This window comes from Streptomyces abyssomicinicus (assembly GCF_008974245.1).
GTDB classification, from domain to species: domain Bacteria; phylum Actinomycetota; class Actinomycetes; order Streptomycetales; family Streptomycetaceae; genus Streptomyces; species Streptomyces abyssomicinicus.
In genome coordinates this window covers 325854-344310 of sequence record NZ_BBZI01000012.1, presented here as the reverse complement: position 1 = coordinate 344310, position 18457 = coordinate 325854, and the positions used below count along the sequence as shown (strand labels likewise).

At 72.3% G+C, this 18457-nt stretch carries 16 protein-coding genes; 1 reads left to right on the top strand and 15 read right to left on the bottom strand.

The features are described from left to right. Nucleotides 1-33: 33 nt before the first annotated feature. The 6 genes from carB to pyrR form a co-directional block, all read right to left on the bottom strand. A complete protein-coding gene (carB, locus tag GBN72_RS28905) occupies nt 34-3345 on the bottom strand; it encodes a carbamoyl-phosphate synthase large subunit (RefSeq protein ID WP_151774886.1) in 3312 nt (1103 codons plus the stop codon). After that, the gene (carA, locus tag GBN72_RS28900; RefSeq protein ID WP_151774885.1) at nt 3338-4519 is read right to left on the bottom strand and encodes a glutamine-hydrolyzing carbamoyl-phosphate synthase small subunit; all 1182 of its coding nucleotides are present in this window, start codon (nt 4517-4519) and stop codon (nt 3338-3340) included. Before carA ends, carB begins: the two co-directional genes overlap by 8 nt. Then, a complete protein-coding gene (locus GBN72_RS28895) occupies nt 4516-5109 on the bottom strand; it encodes a PH-like domain-containing protein (protein WP_151774884.1) in 594 nt (197 codons plus the stop codon). Before GBN72_RS28895 ends, carA begins: the two co-directional genes overlap by 4 nt. Next, nucleotides 5106-6395 carry a dihydroorotase gene (locus GBN72_RS28890; RefSeq protein ID WP_151774883.1) on the bottom strand — a complete coding sequence of 430 codons (1290 nt, stop codon included), beginning with the start codon at nt 6393-6395 and terminating at the stop codon, nt 5106-5108. The genes GBN72_RS28895 and GBN72_RS28890 overlap by 4 nt, the downstream gene beginning before the upstream one ends. Nucleotides 6396-6422: 27 nt before the next feature. Further along, a complete protein-coding gene (locus GBN72_RS28885) occupies nt 6423-7388 on the bottom strand; it encodes an aspartate carbamoyltransferase catalytic subunit (RefSeq protein WP_151774882.1) in 966 nt (321 codons plus the stop codon). A gap of 91 nt (nt 7389-7479) precedes the next feature. Continuing rightward, nucleotides 7480-8073, bottom strand: coding sequence for a bifunctional pyr operon transcriptional regulator/uracil phosphoribosyltransferase PyrR (gene pyrR / locus GBN72_RS28880; protein ID WP_151774881.1), 594 nt, complete (start codon nt 8071-8073; stop codon nt 7480-7482). Between the two features lie 297 nt (nt 8074-8370). Between pyrR and bldD the strand changes: the two genes are divergently transcribed. Further along, entirely contained in the window at nt 8371-8871 is a 501-nt protein-coding gene (bldD, locus tag GBN72_RS28875; protein ID WP_108957078.1) for a transcriptional regulator BldD, read from the top strand. A gap of 129 nt (nt 8872-9000) precedes the next feature. Here bldD and nusB read toward each other — a convergent pair whose 3' ends face one another. From nusB to mltG, 9 genes are all read right to left on the bottom strand, one after another. Next, the gene (nusB, locus tag GBN72_RS28870; protein ID WP_151774880.1) at nt 9001-9435 is read right to left on the bottom strand and encodes a transcription antitermination factor NusB; all 435 of its coding nucleotides are present in this window, start codon (nt 9433-9435) and stop codon (nt 9001-9003) included. 2 nt (nt 9436-9437) lie between these two features. Beyond that, nucleotides 9438-10004 carry an elongation factor P gene (gene efp, locus GBN72_RS28865; protein WP_151774879.1) on the bottom strand — a complete coding sequence of 189 codons (567 nt, stop codon included), beginning with the start codon at nt 10002-10004 and terminating at the stop codon, nt 9438-9440. A gap of 62 nt (nt 10005-10066) precedes the next feature. Further along, nucleotides 10067-11209 carry an aminopeptidase P family protein gene (locus GBN72_RS28860; RefSeq protein WP_151774878.1) on the bottom strand — a complete coding sequence of 381 codons (1143 nt, stop codon included), beginning with the start codon at nt 11207-11209 and terminating at the stop codon, nt 10067-10069. 166 nt (nt 11210-11375) lie between these two features. Then, complete coding sequence (locus tag GBN72_RS28855) at nt 11376-12128, bottom strand: AAA family ATPase (protein WP_151774877.1); 753 nt, start codon at nt 12126-12128, stop codon at nt 11376-11378. A 132-nt stretch (nt 12129-12260) separates the two neighbouring features. Further along, nucleotides 12261-13358, bottom strand: coding sequence for a 3-dehydroquinate synthase (gene aroB, locus GBN72_RS28850; protein ID WP_151774876.1), 1098 nt, complete (start codon nt 13356-13358; stop codon nt 12261-12263). Next, on the bottom strand, nt 13355-13882 hold the full coding sequence (locus GBN72_RS28845; RefSeq protein ID WP_151774875.1) for a shikimate kinase: 528 nt from the start codon (nt 13880-13882) through the stop codon (nt 13355-13357). The genes aroB and GBN72_RS28845 overlap by 4 nt, the downstream gene beginning before the upstream one ends. Further along, nucleotides 13879-15063, bottom strand: a complete 1185-nt coding sequence (gene aroC / locus GBN72_RS28840) for a chorismate synthase (RefSeq protein ID WP_151774874.1) — start codon at nt 15061-15063, stop codon at nt 13879-13881. The genes GBN72_RS28845 and aroC overlap by 4 nt, the downstream gene beginning before the upstream one ends. A gap of 833 nt (nt 15064-15896) precedes the next feature. Continuing rightward, a complete protein-coding gene (locus GBN72_RS28835) occupies nt 15897-16727 on the bottom strand; it encodes a shikimate dehydrogenase (protein WP_151774873.1) in 831 nt (276 codons plus the stop codon). Then, nucleotides 16724-18412, bottom strand: a complete 1689-nt coding sequence (mltG, locus tag GBN72_RS28830) for an endolytic transglycosylase MltG (RefSeq protein WP_151774872.1) — start codon at nt 18410-18412, stop codon at nt 16724-16726. Before mltG ends, GBN72_RS28835 begins: the two co-directional genes overlap by 4 nt. Between the last annotated feature and the right edge of the window lie 45 nt (nt 18413-18457).

Below are 18457 nucleotides of genomic sequence, written 5' to 3'. Positions count from 1 at the left end.
GGGGGACACCGTTTCCGGTGTCCCCCTCGTCGGTCACTGTCCGCGCGACGCGGTCAGCTGTTCCGCGTGTTCCTGGAGGGATCGGACTCCGACGTCGCCCTTGGTGAGGGCGTCGATGCCCTGGACCGCGGCGGCGAGCGCCTGGACGGTGGTGAGGCAGGGGACGCCGCGGGCCACGGAGGCGGTGCGGATGTCGTAGCCGTCGAGGCGGCCGCCGGTGCCGAACGGCGTGTTGACGATGAGGTCGACCTGGCCGTCGTGGATCAGCTGGACGATCGTCTTCTCGCCGCCCGGGCCCTCGCCCTCGGACTGCTTGCGCACCACGGTGGCGGGGATGCCGTTGCGGCGCAGCACCTCGGCGGTTCCGGAGGTGGCGAGCAGCTCGAAGCCGGCGCCGGCCAGCTCGCGGGCCGGGAAGATCATCGAGCGCTTGTCCCGGTTGGCGACCGAGATGAACGCGCGGCCCTTGGTGGGCAGCGGGCCGTAGGCGCCGGCCTGCGACTTGGCGTAGGCGGTGCCGAAGACCGAGTCGATGCCCATGACCTCGCCGGTGGAGCGCATCTCCGGACCGAGGACGGTGTCCACGCCGCGGCCGTGCACGTCGCGGAAGCGCGACCACGGCATCACGGCCTCCTTGACGGAGATCGGCGCGTCCAGCGGCAGGTCGCCGCCGTCGCCGGTCCTCGGCAGCAGGCCCTCGGCGCGCAGCTCGGCGATGGTGGCGCCGAGCGAGATGCGGGCGGCGGCCTTGGCCAGCGGCACCGCGGTGGCCTTCGAGGTGAAGGGCACGGTCCGCGAGGCGCGGGGATTGGCCTCGAGGACGTAGAGGATGTCGCCCGCGAGCGCGAACTGGATGTTGATCAGGCCGCGGACGCCGACGCCCTTGGCGATGGCCTCGGTGGAGGCGCGCAGCCGCTTGATGTCGTAGCCGCCGAGGGTGATCGGGGGCAGGGCGCACGCCGAGTCGCCGGAGTGGATGCCGGCTTCCTCGATGTGCTCCATGACGCCGCCGAGGTAGAGCTCGGTGCCGTCGTAGAGGGCGTCGACGTCGATCTCCACCGCGTCGTCGAGGAAGCGGTCGACCAGGACCGGGCGGTCCGGGGAGATCTCGGTGGACTCGGAGATGTAGGCCTCGAGGCGGGACTCCTCGTAGACGATCTCCATGCCGCGGCCGCCGAGCACGTAGGACGGGCGGACGAGGACGGGGTAGCCGATCTCGTCGGCGATCTTCTTGGCCTCGGCGAAGGTGGTGGCGGTGCCGTGCTTGGGGGCGGGCAGGCCGGCCTCGGCGAGGACGCGGCCGAAGGCGCCGCGGTCCTCGGCGGCGTGGATCGCCTCCGGGGAGGTGCCGACCACGGGCACGCCGTTGTCCTTGAGCGCCTGGGACAGGCCCAGCGGGGTCTGGCCGCCGAGCTGGACGATCACGCCGGCGACGGGGCCCGCCTGCTGCTCGGCGTGGACGATCTCCAGGACGTCCTCCAGGGTGAGCGGCTCGAAGTAGAGCCGGTCGGAGGTGTCGTAGTCGGTGGAGACGGTCTCCGGGTTGCAGTTGACCATCACCGTCTCGTAGCCGGCGTCGCTGAGCGCGAAGGAGGCGTGGACGCAGGAGTAGTCGAACTCGATGCCCTGGCCGATGCGGTTCGGGCCGGAGCCCAGGATGATCACGGCGGCGCGCTCGCGGGGGGCGACCTCGTTCTCCTCGTCGTAGGAGGAGTAGAAGTACGGGGTCTTCGCGGCGAACTCGGCGGCGCAGGTGTCGACCGTCTTGTAGACCGGGCGGACGCCGAGGGCGTGCCGGACCTGGCGGACGACGTCCTCGCGCAGGCCGCGGATCTCGGCGATCTGCTGGTCGGAGAAGCCGTGGCGCTTGGCCTCGGCGAGCAGCTCGGGGGTGAGCTCGGAGGCGGCGGCCAGCTCGTCGGCGATCTCCTTGATCAGGAAGAGCTGGTCGACGAACCAGGGGTCGATCTTCGTGGACTCGAAGACCTCCTCCTGGGTGGCGCCGGCCCGGATGGCCTGCATCACGGTGTTGATCCGGCCGTCGGTGGGCCTCACGGCCTCGCGCAGCAGCTCGTCCTTGTCGCCCGGCTCGCCGGTGAAGGTGAACTGGCTGCCCTTCTTCTCCAGGGAGCGCAGGGCCTTCTGCAGGGCCTCGGTGAAGTTGCGGCCCATGGCCATGGCCTCGCCCACCGACTTCATGGTGGTGGTGAGGGTGGAGTCGGCGGAGGGGAACTTCTCGAAGGCGAAGCGGGGCGCCTTGACCACGACGTAGTCGAGCGTCGGCTCGAAGGAGGCCGGGGTCTGCTCGGTGATGTCGTTGGGGATCTCGTCCAGCGTGTACCCGACGGCCAGCTTGGCGGCGATCTTGGCGATCGGGAAGCCGGTGGCCTTGGAGGCCAGCGCGGAGGAGCGGGAGACGCGGGGGTTCATCTCGATGACGATGACCCGGCCGTCGGCGGGGTTGACCGCGAACTGGATGTTGCAGCCACCGGTGTCGACGCCGACCTCGCGGATGACGGCGATGCCGATGTCGCGCAGTACCTGGTACTCGCGGTCGGTGAGGGTCATCGCCGGGGCGACGGTGATGGAGTCGCCGGTGTGGACGCCCATCGGGTCGAAGTTCTCGATGGAGCAGACGACCACGACGTTGTCGTGCTTGTCGCGCATCAGCTCCAGCTCGTACTCCTTCCAGCCGAGGATGGACTCCTCCAGGAGGACCTCGGTGGTCGGGGAGAGCGTGAGGCCCTGGCCGGCGATGCGGCGCAGCTCCTCCTCGTCGTGGGCGAAGCCGGAGCCGGCGCCGCCCATGGTGAAGGAGGGGCGGACCACGACGGGGTAGCCGCCGAGCGTCTCGACGCCCGAGAGGACGTCGTCCATGGAGTGGCAGATGACCGAGCGGGCGGACTCGCCGTGGCCGATCTTCTTGCGGACCTCTTCGACGACGACCTTGAACTGCTCGCGGTCCTCGCCCTTGTGGATGGCCTCCACGTTGGCGCCGATCAGCTCGACGCCGTACTTCGCGAGGACGCCGTTCTCGTGCAGGGAGATCGCGGTGTTGAGCGCGGTCTGGCCGCCGAGGGTGGGCAGGAGGGCGTCGGGGCGCTCCTTGGCGATGATCTTCTCGACGAACTCGGGGGTGATCGGCTCGACGTAGGTGGCGTCGGCGATCTCCGGGTCGGTCATGATCGTCGCAGGGTTCGAGTTGACCAGGACGACGCGCAGGCCCTCGGACTTGAGGACGCGGCATGCCTGGGTGCCGGAGTAGTCGAACTCCGCGGCCTGGCCGATGACGATCGGGCCGGAGCCGATGACCAGGACGGACTGGATATCGGTGCGCTTAGGCACGCTGGCCCTCCATGAGGCTGTTGTTCATCAAAGCGGCGAAGCGGTCGAACAGGTAGGCGGCGTCGTGGGGACCCGCTGCCGCTTCGGGGTGGTACTGGACGCTGAACGCGGGCCGGTCGAGGAGCCGCAGGCCTTCGACGACGTCGTCGTTGAGGCAGACGTGGGAGACCTCGGCGCGGCCGTAGGGGGTGTCGGAGACCTTGTCGAGCGGGGCGTCGACGGCGAATCCGTGGTTGTGGGCGGTGACCTCGACCTTGCCGGTGGTGCGGTCCTGGACCGGCTGGTTGATGCCGCGGTGGCCGTACTTCAGCTTGTAGGTGCCGAAGCCGAGGGCCCGGCCGAGGATCTGGTTGCCGAAGCAGATGCCGAACAGCGGGGTGGAGCGCTCCAGGACGCCCCGCATCAGCTCGACGGGGTGCTCGGCGGTCTCCGGGTCACCGGGGCCGTTGGAGAAGAACACGCCGTCCGGGTTCACCGCGTAGATGTCGTCGAGGGTGGCGGTGGCGGGCAGGACGTGCACCTCGATGCCGCGCTCGGCCATCCGGTAGGGCGTCATGCCCTTGATGCCGAGGTCGATCGCGGCCACGGTGAACTTCGCGCTGCCGATGGGCAGGGCTTCGCCGCCGGGCCCCTGCGCCGGGACGACGTACGCCTCGGTGGTGGCGACCTCCTCGTAGAGGCTGGCGCCCTTCATCGGGGCGGCATCGCGCACCTTGGCCAGCATGGCGTCGTCGGAGGCGACGGTCTCGCCGGAGAAGATGCCGACGCGCATCGCGCCGCGCTCGCGCAGGTGGCGGGTGAGGGCGCGGGTGTCGACGCCGCTGATGCCGACGACGCCCTGGTCGGCGAGCTCGTCGTCGAGGGTGCGGGTGGAGCGCCAGTTGGAGGGCACCCGGGCGGGGTCACGGACCACGTAGCCGGCCACCCAGATCTGGTGGGACTCGCGGTCCTCCTCGTTCATGCCGGTGTTGCCGACGTGCGGCGCCGTCATGACGACCACCTGGCGGTGGTACGACGGGTCGGTGAGGGTCTCCTGGTAGCCGGTCATGCCGGTGGAGAAGACGGCCTCGCCGAAGGTCTCCCCCACGGCCCCGTAGGCGCGGCCGCGGAAGATCCGGCCGTCCTCCAGGACGAGTACTGCGGGAGCCTTGGCTCCCCTGGTGGAGGTCGTCATCGTGCGCCTTCCGTCTGCTTCTTGTGCTGTTCGATCATGTCGTTGAGGGCGGCGACCCACTCGGTGTGTTCGGCCGATCGGTCGGAGCGGAATCCGGAGTCGATCAGCCGGTCGCCGTGCTCCCAGGTCACCACCAGCAGTCCGCCCTCGGTGAGGACCTTGCCGGCGATGCCCTTGTCCAGCCGGGCCTCGCGCAGCCGGCCGGCCGGGACGAAGAAGTCGTCCGCGCCCGGGCGGCCGACGGCCAGTCCGGCGTCGGTGAGGGTGAGCTCGGCCCGGCTCCGGGTGCCCAGGCCGCGGGCCACGATGCGGTCCAGCCACTGGTGGGCGGTGGTGGAGCCGTGGTAGCGGCCGGTGAGCGTCAGCTCCGGCTCGCCCGCCGGCTCGGGGGCCTGTGGCAGTTCGGGCAGGTCGCCCTGGAGGGTGCTCCGCCACTTCCAGCCTTCGCGCATCAGCCAGTAGACGAGCGCGACGAACAGGGCGAGGCCGATGACCGCGGCGATACGGCCCGGCCAGTTGGTGACCTCGGCCGACCTGCGTTCGGTCTCGGCGGCGAGGTGTACGAGGAGGAGGGGGCTGGAGGACGTCACGCGAGCTTCCCGTCGGAGTAGGTGGCCTTGCCCCGCAGCCACGTGTGGGTGACACGGCCCGGCAGCTCACGGCCCTCGTAGGGGGTGTTGCGGCTGCGGGAGGCGAAGCCCGCGGGGTCCACGTCTCCACGGTATGCGGTGTCGACCAGGACGAGGTTGGCGGGCTCACCGACGGCCACCGGGCGGCCGTGCCCCTGGGCCCGCCCGATCCGGGCGGGCGCGGCGGACATCCGGTCGGCGACGCCGGCCCAGTCCAGCAGCCCGGTCTCCACCATGGTCTCCTGCACCACGGACAGGGCGGTCTCCAGGCCGACCATGCCCATGGCGGCGGCGGCCCACTCGCAGTCCTTGTCCTCGTGCGGGTGCGGGGCGTGGTCGGTGGCGACGATGTCGATGGTGCCGTCGGCCAGCGCCTCGCGCAGGGCCATCACGTCGCGCTCGGTGCGCAGCGGCGGGTTGACCTTGTAGACCGGGTTGTAGCTGCGCACCATCTCGTCGGTGAGGAGCAGGTGGTGCGGGGTGACCTCGGCGGTGACGTCGATGCCGCGGGACTTGGCCCAGCGGACGATCTCGACGGAGCCTGCCGTGGACAGGTGGCAGATGTGGACGCGGGAGCCGACGTGCTCGGCGAGCAGGACGTCGCGGGCGATGACCGACTCCTCGGCCACCGCCGGCCAGCCGCCGAGGCCGAGTTCGGCGGAGACCACGCCCTCGTTCATCTGGGCGCCCTCGGTCAGCCGGGGCTCCTGGGCGTGCTGGGCGACGACGCCGCCGAAGGCCTTCACGTACTCCAGGGCGCGGCGCATGATCACCGCGTCGTGGACGCACTTGCCGTCGTCGGAGAAGACGGTGACGCCGGCCGCGGACTCGTGCATGGCGCCGAGCTCGGCGAGCTTCTCGCCCTCCAGGCCCACGGTGACGGCGCCGATGGGCTGCACGTCGCAGTAGCCGTGCTCCTGGCCGAGCCGGTAGACCTGCTCGACCACGCCGGCCGTGTCGGCGACGGGGAAGGTGTTGGCCATGGCGAACACCTGGGTGTATCCGCCCTTGGCGGCGGCGCGGGTGCCGGTGAGGACCGTCTCGGAGTCCTCGCGGCCGGGCTCGCGCAGGTGGGTGTGGAGGTCGACCAGGCCCGGCAGGAGGACCTTGCCGTCGGCCTCGACCACCGTGTCGACGCCCTCGGTGTCCAGGCCGGTGCCGACGGCGGCGACGGTCGTGCCGTCGATCAGCACGTCCTGCGGGTCTCCGCCGAGCACGCGCGCACCGCGGATCAGGGTCTTGCTCATGGGTTCTGCCTTTCCTCGGTGCGGGTGTTACTGGCTGGGCGTGGGCTCGTTGGCGTTGCCGCCGAGCAGCAGGTACAGGACGGCCATCCGGGTGAAGACGCCGTTGGCGACCTGCTCGGTGACGGTGCAGCGCTCGGAGTCGGCGACCTCCGCGGTGATCTCCATGCCGCGGACCATCGGGCCGGGGTGCATCACTATGGCGTGGTCGGGCATCTTCGCCATCCGTTCGCCGTCCAGCCCGTAGCGGCGGGAGTACTCGCGCTCGGTGGGGAAGAAGGCGGCGTTCATCCGCTCCCGCTGGACGCGGAGCATCATCACCGCGTCGGCCTTGGGGAGGGCGGAGTCGAGGTCGTAGGAGACCTCGCAGGGCCAGGTCTCCACGCCGACGGGCAGCAGGGTGGGCGGGGCGACCAGGGTGACGTGGGCGCCGAGCGTGTGCAGCAGGTCGACGTTGGAGCGGGCGACCCGGCTGTGCAGGACGTCGCCGACCAGGGTGACGTGCTTGCCGGTGAGGTCCTGGCCGAGGCCGGCGTCGGGACCGATCAGGCGGCGGCGCATGGTGAAGGCGTCCAGCAGGGCCTGGGTGGGGTGCTGGTGGGTGCCGTCGCCGGCGTTGATCACCGGGGCGTCGATCCAGCCGGAGGTGGCCAGGCGGTAGGGGGCGCCGGAGGCGCTGTGGCGGATGACCACCGCGTCCACGCCCATGGCGGCCAGCGTCTGGGCGGTGTCCTTGAGGGACTCGCCCTTGGAGACGCTGGATCCCTTGGCGGCGAAGTTGATGACGTCGGCGGACAGCCGCTTCTCGGCGGCCTCGAAGGAGATCCGGGTGCGGGTCGAGTCCTCGAAGAAGAGGTTGCAGACGGTGCGGCCGCGCAGGGCGGGAAGCTTCTTGACCGTGCGGTCGCCGACCCGTGCCATCTCCTCGGCGGTGTCGAGGATGTGGACGGCGTCGTCGCGGGTCAGGTCGGCGGCCGAGATGAGGTGGCGCTTCATCGGGCAGGCTCCGTGGGAAGGATCATCTGGGAGATTTCGGGCAGGCGCGGACGCGTGTGCGTACCCCGGTGGCGCGGGTACGCCGGCGGGTCTACTGCCGTTGGCCCTGGGAGGCCGGCTTGGTGCCGAGCAGCACGGTGTCACGACCGTCCTCCTCGGCGAGCTGGACCTTGACCGTCTCCCGCAGCGACGTGGGGAGGTTCTTGCCGACGTAGTCGGCCCGGATCGGCAGTTCGCGGTGGCCGCGGTCGACGAGGACCGCGAGCTGCACCGCTCGCGGGCGGCCGATGTCGTTCAGCGCGTCGAGCGCGGCGCGGACCGAGCGGCCGGAGAAGAGCACGTCGTCGACGAGGACGACCAGGCGGCCGTCGATGCCGTCACCGGGGATCTCGGTGCGGGCGAGCGCTCTCGGCGGCTGGAGCCGCAGGTCGTCGCGGTACATGGTGATGTCGAGGGAGCCGACGGGGATCTTCCGCCCGGTGATCTCCTCGAGCTTGTCGGCGATCCGCCGTGCGAGGTAGACGCCCCGGGTCGGGATGCCGAGCAGCACGACGTCCTCGGCGCCCTTGGCGCGTTCGACGATCTCGTGCGCGATGCGGGTCAGAACCCGCGCGATGTCCTGGGCCTCGAGCACGGCACGTGCGTCGGCCCCCTGCGCCGCTGACGCGGAGCTGTTCGTGTCCATACGAAAAGGACCCCCTTCTCCGCCTCACGGGACGGACTTTAAAGGACGTCGTGTTTACGCCCTCTACCCTAACAGGCCCGCAAACGGCCCAGCTCACCCCCCGCCCCTCCGCGGATTCACCCGCAGGCTCACCCTTTCGGAGCAACCTGGCGAACCGATCATCGAACCGTCGGTCCGGACCATTCCGCTTGACGGGGCAGAGTAACGCTGCGTAACCTTACAGTGAGTTACCAACCGTGCGGCACGCCCCGTGAAAGCGCCGCTGACCGCACGTGCCGCCGACTGTCCGGGAGCTTTATGTCCAGCGAATACGCAAAGCAGCTCGGGGCCAAGCTCCGGGCCATCCGCACCCAGCAGGGTCTGTCCCTCCACGGTGTGGAGGAGAAGTCCCAGGGCCGCTGGAAGGCCGTCGTGGTCGGTTCCTACGAGCGCGGGGACCGCGCCGTGACGGTGCAGCGCCTCGCCGAGCTGGCGGACTTCTACGGCGTCCCCGTCCAGGAGCTGCTCCCCGGCACCACGCCGGGCGGCGCCGCCGAGCCCCCGCCGAAGCTGGTCCTCGACCTCGAGCGCCTCCAGCACGTGCCGGTGGAGAAGGCCGGCCCGCTGCAGCGCTACGCGGCGACGATCCAGTCCCAGCGCGGTGACTACAACGGCAAGGTGCTGTCGATCCGCCAGGACGACCTGCGTACCCTGGCCGTGATCTACGACCAGTCCCCCTCGGTGCTGACCGAGCAGCTGATCAGCTGGGGCGTGCTCGACGCGGACGCGCGCCGCGCGGTCGCCCACGAGGAGAGCTGAGGCCCTCCCCGCCACCACGGGCCGGGCGGAACCCGGCGCGGCACGCGCGTGCAGAAACGAAAATGCCGAAGGGCCCCAGCGTCACGCTGGGGCCCTTCGGCAATGCGGCGTCGTGGTGGAGCGGGCGACTCAGGCCTCTTCCCGTCGCAGCGACGGCTTGAGGTCCTTCAGCCGGCCCAGCAGTCCGTTGACGAACGCGGGCGAGTCGTCGGTCGAGAACTCCTTGGCGAGCTGGACCGCCTCGTCCAGCACCACCGCGTCGGGGGTCTCGTCCATCCAGATCAGCTCGAAGGCGCCGAGCCGCAGGATGTTGCGGTCGACGACCGGCATCCGGTCCAGCGTCCAGTCCACCGCGTACTGGGCGATGAGCTCGTCGATCCGGCGGACGTGGTCCGCGTACCCCTCGACCAGCTGCATCGTGTACTCGCTCACCGGCGGCTGCCGGGTGTCGTTCCGGGAGTGCCGGACCCAGTCGGCGAGGACGGACAGCACGTCGGCGCCGCGCTGGTCGGCCTCGAAGAGGATCTGGAAGGCCCGCTTGCGAGCCGTATTGCGGGCAGCCACGGTTAGCTGTTCACCCGGCCGAGGTAGTCGCTGGTGCGGGTGTCGACCTTGATCTTCTCACCGGTGGTGATGAAGAGCGGAACCTGGATCTGGTGACCCGTCTCCAGGGTGGCCGGCTTGGTGCCACCGGTGGAGCGGTCGCCCTGGACGCCCGGCTCGGTCTCCTGGACGACCAGCTCGACGGCGGCCGGCAGCTCGACGAAGAGCACCTCGCCCTCGTGCTGGGCGACGACGGCGGTGAAGCCCTCGATCAGGAAGTTGGCGGCGTCGCCGACGGCCTTGCGGTCGACCATGAGCTGGTCGTAGGTGTCCATGTCCATGAACACGAAGTACTCGCCGTCCATGTACGAGAACTGCATGTCGCGCTTGTCAACGGTGGCCGTCTCGACCTTGACGCCGGCGTTGAAGGTCTTGTCGACGACCTTGCCGGAGAGCACGTTCTTGAGCTTGGTGCGCACGAAGGCCGGGCCCTTGCCGGGCTTGACGTGCTGGAACTCGACGACGGACCAGAGCTGGCCGCCTTCGAGCTTGAGCACCATGCCGTTCTTGAGGTCGTTCGTGGAAGCCACGGTTGCGGAATCTCCTGGACTGACGTGGACGACCCCGGGGCAGGAGCGCCGCGGCCCGGAGGCTACAGCGCGAGCAGCTCCTTGGTCGTGATGGTGAGTAGCTCGGGTCCGCCGTCCGCCTCGGGGCGCACGACGAGCGTGTCATCGATCCGGACCCCGCCCCGACCGGGGAGGTGAACCCCCGGCTCGACGGTGACCGGCACGCAAGCGTCCAGTTTACCCATGGCCGCGGGGGCCAACTGCGGGTCCTCCGCGATTTCCAGTCCCACCCCGTGTCCGGTGCGGGCGGGAAGGGCGCTGCCGTAGCCGGCGGAGGCGAGGACCTGGCGCGCCGCCCGGTCCACCTGCCGGTGCTCGGTGCCCGGCAGGAGCGCCTCACGGCCCGCCCGCTGGGCGGCGAACACCACGTCGTAGAGCTCGATCTGCCAGTCCGCGGGGGTGGTCCCGATGACGAAGGTACGGCCGATCTCGCACCGGTAGCCCCGGTAGGCGGCGCCCATGCAGACGGAGAGGAAGTCGCCCTCCTCCACCCGGCGGTCGGTGGGCCGGTGGCCGGGCCGTCCGGAGTGCGGGCCGGTGGCCACCGAGGTGGGGAACGCCGGGCCGTCGGCGCCGTGGTCGACCAGGCGGCGCTCCAGCTCCAGCGCGAGGTGGCGTTCGGTGCGGCCCACCAGGATGGACTCCAGCAGCTCGCCCAGCGCCTGGTCGGCGATCTCCGCGCCCGCGCGCAGGCAGGCGATCTCCTCCTCGTCCTTGACCACCCGCATCTGCTCCACGGCGGTGCCGAGGTCGGTGAGCCGGAGCCGGGAGGCGACCGAGCCGATGGCGCGGTGGCGGGCCACCGTGAGGTGGTGCTCCTCCACCGCGAGCGAGTCGGCTCCCTCCTCGGCCGCCAGCCCGGCCGCGGCCACGGCCGCGTCGCCGCCCTCCGGGGAGAGGCTGCCGCCCAGCGGGCGGATCCGCAGCAGGTCGTCGGGCCGGCCGCCCTCGCGGGCGCCGGCCGGCTGCTGCTCCTCCAGCGGGTGCGGGCACAGGAGCACGTCCTCGGCGCCGTCGCGGGGCGCGAGCAGCAGCGCGGCGCCCGGCGGGGCCGCCCCCGCCAGGTAGCGCACGTTGGCGGGGCGGGTGACCAGCGCGGCGGCGCTGCCCACAGCGTGGCAGCGTTCCCTCAGCCGCGCCCGACGGGCGGCGAACACCTCTGGCATGGCCCGAGCGTATGTTCCGCGGCGTTCGACCGCGTCCTGAGCGCCGCCGGTCGGGGGTGCGCCGCGTTCCCCGCGCCGACGGGCGGACGGCGGCGTCCTCCCCCGGCCCGCGTCCGCGGCGGCCTCACCGCTGCGGGCTCACCGCTGCGGCCTCACCACCGTGGCCTCACCACTGCGGGGGCGCCGCCAGGGAGCGGGCCAGCACGTCGTCCAGCAGCTTGGCGGTGGTGGGGACGTCCAGCTGGGAGTTGTCGACGATGGGCAGGCCCGAGCCGTACCAGCCGGCCATCCGCCCGTGGATGCGGGCGACCTCCTCGTCGGTGAGCCGCCGGTTCCCCGAGCGGCGGGCGTTGCGCTCCAGCACGACCTCGAGCCCGGGCAGCAGCACCACCGGCAGCAGTCCGGGCCCCACGTGCCGCTTCCAGCCGCCGAGGCCGACCACCGGGCGGTCGGGGAAGACGGCGTCGTCGATGACGCAGGAGATGCCGTTGGCGAGGAAGTTGCGGGCGGCGAAGCCGCAGGTGCGGCGGGCCAGCCGGTACTGGGTCTCGGACTGCTCGTTCCACCCGGTCTGCGGGTCGGCGAAGCCGGACCGCACCCATTCGCGGACGTCGTCCAGGCTGACGTGGGCGGTGGGCACCCGGCGGTGGCCGGCCCAGTACTTGGCGACGCTGGTCTTGCCGGCTCCGGCCGGGCCGATCAGCAGGACCGCGAGGGTGGCCGTCCGCGGATCGGGCGGCACGGGCGCCACCGGGGCCACCGGGTGGACGCCCCCCTGTGCCAGGGGCGCTCCCGGCGCGTGCACCGGGCCTCCTTGGGGCAGGGGCATCTGACCGGTCGCCTCGGGCGCCTGCCCCGCCCAGGCGGCCTGCCCGGGCCCGTGGGGAGGCGGCAGTTCGGACCCCACCGCGTGCTGCATCGCCTGCCACTCCGTCTCGTGGTCGCATCCGTCGTACCGGCCTCGGAACGGTACCGCCCCGCGCCGTCTGGTGGGGAACGGGCGGGGCGGCGGGAAAGTGCCCTCCGGCCGGGGAGGGCGGCGGCTTCCGGACTACTCGGCGACCTCGCCGTAGGCGGCGAGCAGCACCGCCGGGTCCGGGCCCTCCAGCACGGTCGGACGGGCCAGGCCGTCGAGGACGATGAAGCGCAGCAGGTCGCCGCGGGACTTCTTGTCGACCTTCATGTTCTCCAGCAGCTTGGGCCACTGGTCGTAGCGGTAGGTCAGCGGCAGGCCGAGGGAGCGCAGGATCTCGGTGTGCCGGTCGGCGGTGGCGTCGTCGAGCCGCCCGGCGACCCGGCCGAGTTCGGCGGCGAACCGCATGCCGACGGCGACCGCCGCGCCGTGCCGCCACTTGTAGCGCTCGTTCTTCTCGATGGCGTGCGCCAGGGTGTGGCCGTAGTTCAGGATCTCCCGCAGGCCCGACTCCTTGAGGTCGGAGGAGACCACCTCGGCCTTGACCCGGATGGCGCGCTCGATCAGCTCGGCGGTGTGCGGGCCCTCGGGGGTGCGCGCGGCCTCCGGGTCGCCCTCGATCAGGTCGAGGATCACCGGATCGGCGATGAAGCCGGCCTTGACGATCTCGGCGAGGCCGGAGACGTAGTCGTGCACCGGCAGCGAGTCCAGCGCGGCCAGGTCGCACAGGACGCCGGCCGGCGGGTGGAAGGCGCCGACCAGGTTCTTGCCCTCGGCGGTGTTGATGCCGGTCTTGCCGCCGACGGCCGCGTCCACCATGGCGAGCACCGTGGTGGGGACGGCGATCCAGCGCACGCCGCGCAGCCAGGTGGCGGCGACGAAGCCGGCGAGGTCGGTGGTGGCGCCGCCGCCGACGCCGACGATCACGTCGGTGCGGGTGAAGCCGGTCTGGCCCAGCGCCTTCCAGCAGTAGGCGGCGACCTCGGCGGTCTTGGCCTCCTCGGCGTTCGGCACCTGGATGGCGACGGCCTCGTAGCCCTGCTCGGCCAGGTCGGCGCGGAGCGCGTCCCCGGTGTCGGCGAGGGCCTCCGGGTGGATCACGGCGACGCGTTTGGCCTTGCCGCCCACCAGAGCGCCGAGCTCGCCGAGCAGCTGCCGTCCGACCAGGACCTCGTAGGACTCGGTGCCGGCGGTTCCGGCGACCTCGATCCGGGTCACGGCCTCGCTGGTGCTCATGCTTCGTCCTTCTCCAGTGCGTCGAGGACCGCCTCGGCGACTTCTTCGGGGGTGCGCGCGTCGGTGGGGACCACCACGCGGGCGACCTCGGTGTACAGGTGGCGCCGGGCCTCCATCAGCTCCCGCCACTGCTTGCGCGGGTTGACCGCGAGCAGGGGCCGGGCGACGTTCAGGCCCGTGCGCCGGGCGGCCTCCTCGACGTCCATCGACAGATAGACGACCGGGTGGCCGGCGAGCAGCGCCCGGGTGTCCGCGTCGAGGATCGCGCCGCCGCCGAGGGAGAGGACGCCCTCGTGCTCGGCGAGGGCGGACCGCACGGCGGCCTTCTCCAGGGCGCGGAACCGCTCCTCGCCGTCGTCGACGAAGATCTCGGCGATGGCGCGGCCCTCGGCGGCGACGATGTCCTCGTCGGTGTCCCGGTAGGCGACGCCCAGCCGATCCGCGAGCAGGGCGCCCACGGTGGACTTGCCGACGCCCATCGGGCCGACCAGGACCAGGCGCGGCCCGGCGGTCGCCGGACTCATCGGACGGTCAGGCTGTCGAGGTACGACCGGACGTTGCGGCGGGTCTCGGCCACGCTGTCGCCGCCGAACTTCTCGGCCACCGCGTCGGCCAGCACAAGGGCCACCATGGCCTCGGCGACGATGCCGGCGGCGGGCACGGCGCAGACGTCGGAGCGCTGGTGGTGGGCCTGGGTGGGCTCGCCGGTGGTGACGTCGACGGTGCGCAGCGCGCGGGGGACGGTGGCGATGGGCTTCATCGCGGCGCGCACCCGCAGCAGCTCGCCGGTGGTCAGACCGCCCTCGGTGCCGCCGGCGCGGCCGGTGGCGCGGCGGATGCCGTCCTCGGTGGGGAGGATCTCGTCGTGCGCCTGGGAGCCGGGGACGCGGGCCAGGTCGAAGCCGTCGCCGACCTCGACGCCCTTGATGGCCTGGATGCCCATCAGCGCGGCGGCCAGACGGGCGTCCAGGCGACGGTCCCAGTGGACGTGCGAGCCGAGTCCGACCGGCACGTCGTAGGCCAGCACCTCGACGACGCCGCCGAGGGTGTCGCCGTCCTTGTGCGCCTGGTCGATCTCGGCGACCATCCGCTTCGACGCGTCGGCGTCGAGGCAGCGCACCGGGTCGGCGTCCAGCTTCTCGGTGTCGGCGGGGGTCGGGTACACGCCGTACGGGGCCTTGGCGGAGGCCAGCTCGACCACGTGGGAGACGATCTCGATGCCGGCCGTCTCCTTGAGGTAGGAGCGGGCGACGGCGCCGAGGGCGACGCGTGCCGCGGTCTCGCGGGCGGAGGCGCGCTCCAGGATCGGGCGGGCCTCGTCGAAGCCGTACTTCTGCATGCCGGCCAGGTCGGCGTGGCCCGGGCGGGGGCGGGTCAGCGGCGCGTTGCGGGCGAGCCCGGCGAGGATCTCCGGGTCGACCGGGTCGGCGGACATGACCTGTTCCCACTTGGGCCACTCTGTGTTGCCGACCATGACCGCGATCGGGGAGCCGAGGGAGAGGCCGTGGCGCACGCCGCCGAGGAAGGTGACCTCGTCGCGCTCGAACTTCATCCGGGCGCCGCGGCCGTAGCCGAGGCGGCGGCGGGCGAGGTGGTCGGCCACCAGCTCGGTGGTGACCGGCACGCCGGCCGGAAGTCCTTCCAGCGTCGCGACGAGTGCGGGTCCGTGGGACTCCCCCGCGGTCAGCCAGCGCAACCTGCTCAACGGTGCTCCTCCTGCTCGCGCCAGTGGTGAGGCGACGGCGCGCACAGGTCCTGACCTGACGCACCTTGCCCCCGATCCTCCCATGCCGGGGGATGCGGACGGTCCACCGGTCCACCGGTCGGACACGGCGTCCCACGGGAGGAGACGCCGGACACACCGGGCATCCGCGCCCGGACGGCGGGCTCGCGGCCGCGGACCGGTGGCCCGCCCACCGCACACTGGCGCCGGCGCCTCGACCCCCGCCGGATTCCGGGTGGACGACGGGCACCCCCACCGCCGCGGGCACCCCACCGCCCGCCGGGCTCCCGTCCCCGCACCGCGGGACCGGCCACCGCGGACCGTGCCGCGGCGCAGGCGGGCGTCCTGGGCCGCGGCCCCCTGGGCGGTCCTCGGTCCGTTGCCCTGGCGCCCTCGCCCCGGTGCCTGAGGCTGGGCCTGATGCCTGGGGCCGGCGCCCCTGACCTGATGCCTGGGCCTTGCTGTCCGGCCCTGAGGCCTGGCCCGGGCACCGGGCCGGGTTTCCGACGTCCCGGCGCATGGCGCCGGGAACCAAGCCCTCCGGCGCCTCCGGCCCGGCGACCGGAGGTGGGTGGTTCCGGTGCCGCGGGAGCCGAGGTGCCGGCACGAGCGTCCCCGGCGTCAGGTGCCGTATGGGAAGCACTCGCGGGCGTTTCCGGCCGAGGGGTCGGCGGGCCGTGCTTCCGGCGTCCTCGGGCGAGGGCTCGGGTGGCGCGGGCAGGGGCCCGTGCGAGGCCGGGGCTCCGGTGGCCCCGGACCCTGTCCCCCGACCGTGGGCGGGGACAAACTCCGGGGCGGCGGATCGTGGGGCGGGGTCAGCGGGCGGCGAGGGCGCGTTCGCCCGCCTCCCGCATGGCGGCGAGCGGGCCCGGGGACCGGCCGGTCATCTGCTCGACCTGGAGCACCGCCTGGTGGACCAGCAGGTCGAGCCCGCCGACCAGCGCGCCGCCCGCCTCCGACCAGCGCGCCGCCAGCCGGGTCGGCCACGGTTCGTACAGGACGTCGAACAGCGCCCCCGGACGCTCCGGCAGCGCATCGGCGAGCGCGTCGGTGGCGCCGGCCGGCGTGGTGGCGATCACCAGCGGGGCACGCAGCGCCTCGGCGGCGTCGTCCCAGGCCGCGATCCGCACGTCCGCCGCGAGCCGGGCCCCCCACTCCCGCATCTCGGCGGCGCGCGCCTCGCTGCGGACGTACACCGTGATCTCGCCCGCGCAGATCCGCGCCAGCGCGGCCAGCGCGGAGGACGCCGTGGCGCCGGCGCCGAGCACCGCCGCCGTGTCCGCCTTCTCGATGCCCCGCTCCCGCAGGGCGGCGACCATGCCGGGGATGTCGGTGTTGTCGCCGACCCGGCGGCCGTCCTCGGTGAACACCACCGTGTTGACGGCCTCCACCGACGCCGCGGTCTCGCTGACCGAGTCGAGCAGCGGAATCACGGCCCGCTTCAGCGGCATGGTCAGCGAGAGCCCCGCCCACTCGGGGCCGAGTCCGTCGAGGAAGCCGGGCAGGGCCTCCTCGACGGTCTCGAACCTCTCGTACGTCCAGCCGTCCAGACCGAGGGCCGCGTACGCGGCCCGGTGCAGCTCGGGCGAGAGGGAGTGGGCGATGGGCGAGCCGAGCACGGCGGCGCGGCGGGGCCCGGCGGTCATTCGCCCTCCTTGAGGCTGTCCTGGAACTTCCTCTCCCAGACCAGGTGCTCCTCGTAGGTCTTGGTGAAGTGCGTCGTCCCGTCCAGCGAGACGAAGAAGTACCAGCCCTTGTCGGTGGGGCTGAGCGCGCCGTTGAGCGCCTCCTCACCGGGGTTGCCGATCGGGCCCGGCGGCAGGCCCCGCACGTAGTGCGTGTTGTACGGGTGATCGGTGTTGCGGAGGTCCTGGGCCGAGATGTCGAGCTCGGTCTGGTTCTTGAAGTAGTTGTACGTCGAGTCGAACTCCAGCCGCCCCGCCGTCTGGTCGTTCTGGGGGGACAGCCGGTTGTAGACGACCTCGGCGATCTGGGTGAAGTCCTTGTGGTCGATGCCCTCGGCCTGCACCAGGCTGGCCACGGTCACCAGTTCCAGGGGGCTGTCGAGACCGTGCTTCTTGTACTCGGTCTCCACCCCGTGCTTCTCGTAGACCTCGACGGACCGCTTGATCATGTCCTTCAGCAGGTCCTCGGGCTTGGTGTCCTCGGAGGCGGGGTAGGTCGCCGGGAAGAGGAAGCCCTCCAGCGGGTCCTTTATGTCCTCGTCGCCGGCCGCCCACTCGGGCAGGCCGAGCTCGTCGGCCTTCGTCTCGGCGATCTTCTGGGTCGCGCCCTTGTCCAGCCCGAGCTTCTTGTCGATCGCCGCGTAGACGTTGACGTTGCGCATGCCCTCGGTGACCACCACGCCCTTGGCCTGGCTCTTCTTCGGGTCGAGCAGCCACTCCACGGCGCTCTCCGCGGACATCTCCTTCTCGAGCTGGTACGCGCCCGCCTGGAGGTCACCGCCGTTCTCGGTGAGCGCCGCGACGAAGCCGTCGACGCTCTTGACGATGCCCTTCTCCTTGAGGATCCGGCCGACCTCGGCGCCCGCGGAGCCCGGCGGGATGGAGATGGTGACGACCTGGCCGTTGCCGTCGCCCGAGTAGTCCGGGGGCGCGGCGAAACGTTCCTGGTAGAGGTAGTAGCCGCCGCCGACGACCACCGCGCCGATCACCAGCAGGGCGATCAGGCAGCCACGGCCGCCCTTGCGGCCCTCGTCGCGGCCGCCGCCACGGCCTCTGCGGTCCGACCGGCCGCCGCCGCCGTCCGAGCGGCCGCCGCGGCCACGGCGCCCGCGCGGCTCCTCCTGCTCGTCGTCCTCGTCGCCGCCACCGGCGAAGAACGGGTGCTGCTCCTCCTGCGGCTCGGCGTCCCAGTCGGTGTGGTCGGGACCGGGGCCCGGCCGGCCGGCGCCCTGCTGCACGTAGCCCTGCTGCCCGTAGCCGTCGTCGTACTGCTGCTGGTGCTGCTGCGGGTGCTGGTTCTGGTGCTGTTGGTGCTGCGGGTGGTGCTGCTGGTGCTGCTGCTGGCCGTAGGGGTCGTGGCCCGCGCCGTACTGCGGCTGCTGCCCCGTGCTCCAGTCACCGCCGTACTGCTGCTGGTGGTGCTGCTGGTGCTGCTGGCCGTAGCCGTCGTCGTACTGCTGCTGGTGCTGCTGCCCGTACGGGTCCTGCTCCGGGTACTGCTGCGGCTGGCCGCCGTACGGGGACTGCTGCCCCTGGGGGTGCTGGTGCTGCCCCTGCGGGTGCTGTCCTCCCCATCCGTCGTCCCCGTAGTACGGGTCACCGGGATGCCACGGTTCGGAGCCTTGGCCCCGGCCATACTCAGTCATCGATCCCCTAGAGCCGCGAGGCGGTGTCACCCGGCACCGGTCGGC

Coding starts and splice junctions, on each gene's coding strand:
- GBN72_RS28835 (WP_151774873.1), bottom strand. CDS start 16,727: ATGACCGCCGGGCCCCGCCGCGCCGCCGTGCTCGGCTCGCCCATCGCC.
- GBN72_RS28860 (WP_151774878.1), bottom strand. CDS start 11,209: ATGCCAGAGGTGTTCGCCGCCCGTCGGGCGCGGCTGAGGGAACGCTGC.
- aroB (WP_151774876.1), bottom strand. CDS start 13,358: ATGAGCACCAGCGAGGCCGTGACCCGGATCGAGGTCGCCGGAACCGCC.
- carA (WP_151774885.1), bottom strand. CDS start 4,519: ATGACGACCTCCACCAGGGGAGCCAAGGCTCCCGCAGTACTCGTCCTG.
- GBN72_RS28885 (WP_151774882.1), bottom strand. CDS start 7,388: ATGAAGCGCCACCTCATCTCGGCCGCCGACCTGACCCGCGACGACGCC.
- bldD (WP_108957078.1), top strand. CDS start 8,371: ATGTCCAGCGAATACGCAAAGCAGCTCGGGGCCAAGCTCCGGGCCATC.
- GBN72_RS28845 (WP_151774875.1), bottom strand. CDS start 13,882: ATGAGTCCGGCGACCGCCGGGCCGCGCCTGGTCCTGGTCGGCCCGATG.
- GBN72_RS28890 (WP_151774883.1), bottom strand. CDS start 6,395: ATGAGCAAGACCCTGATCCGCGGTGCGCGCGTGCTCGGCGGAGACCCG.
- GBN72_RS28855 (WP_151774877.1), bottom strand. CDS start 12,128: ATGCAGCACGCGGTGGGGTCCGAACTGCCGCCTCCCCACGGGCCCGGG.
- pyrR (WP_151774881.1), bottom strand. CDS start 8,073: ATGGACACGAACAGCTCCGCGTCAGCGGCGCAGGGGGCCGACGCACGT.
- mltG (WP_151774872.1), bottom strand. CDS start 18,412: ATGACTGAGTATGGCCGGGGCCAAGGCTCCGAACCGTGGCATCCCGGT.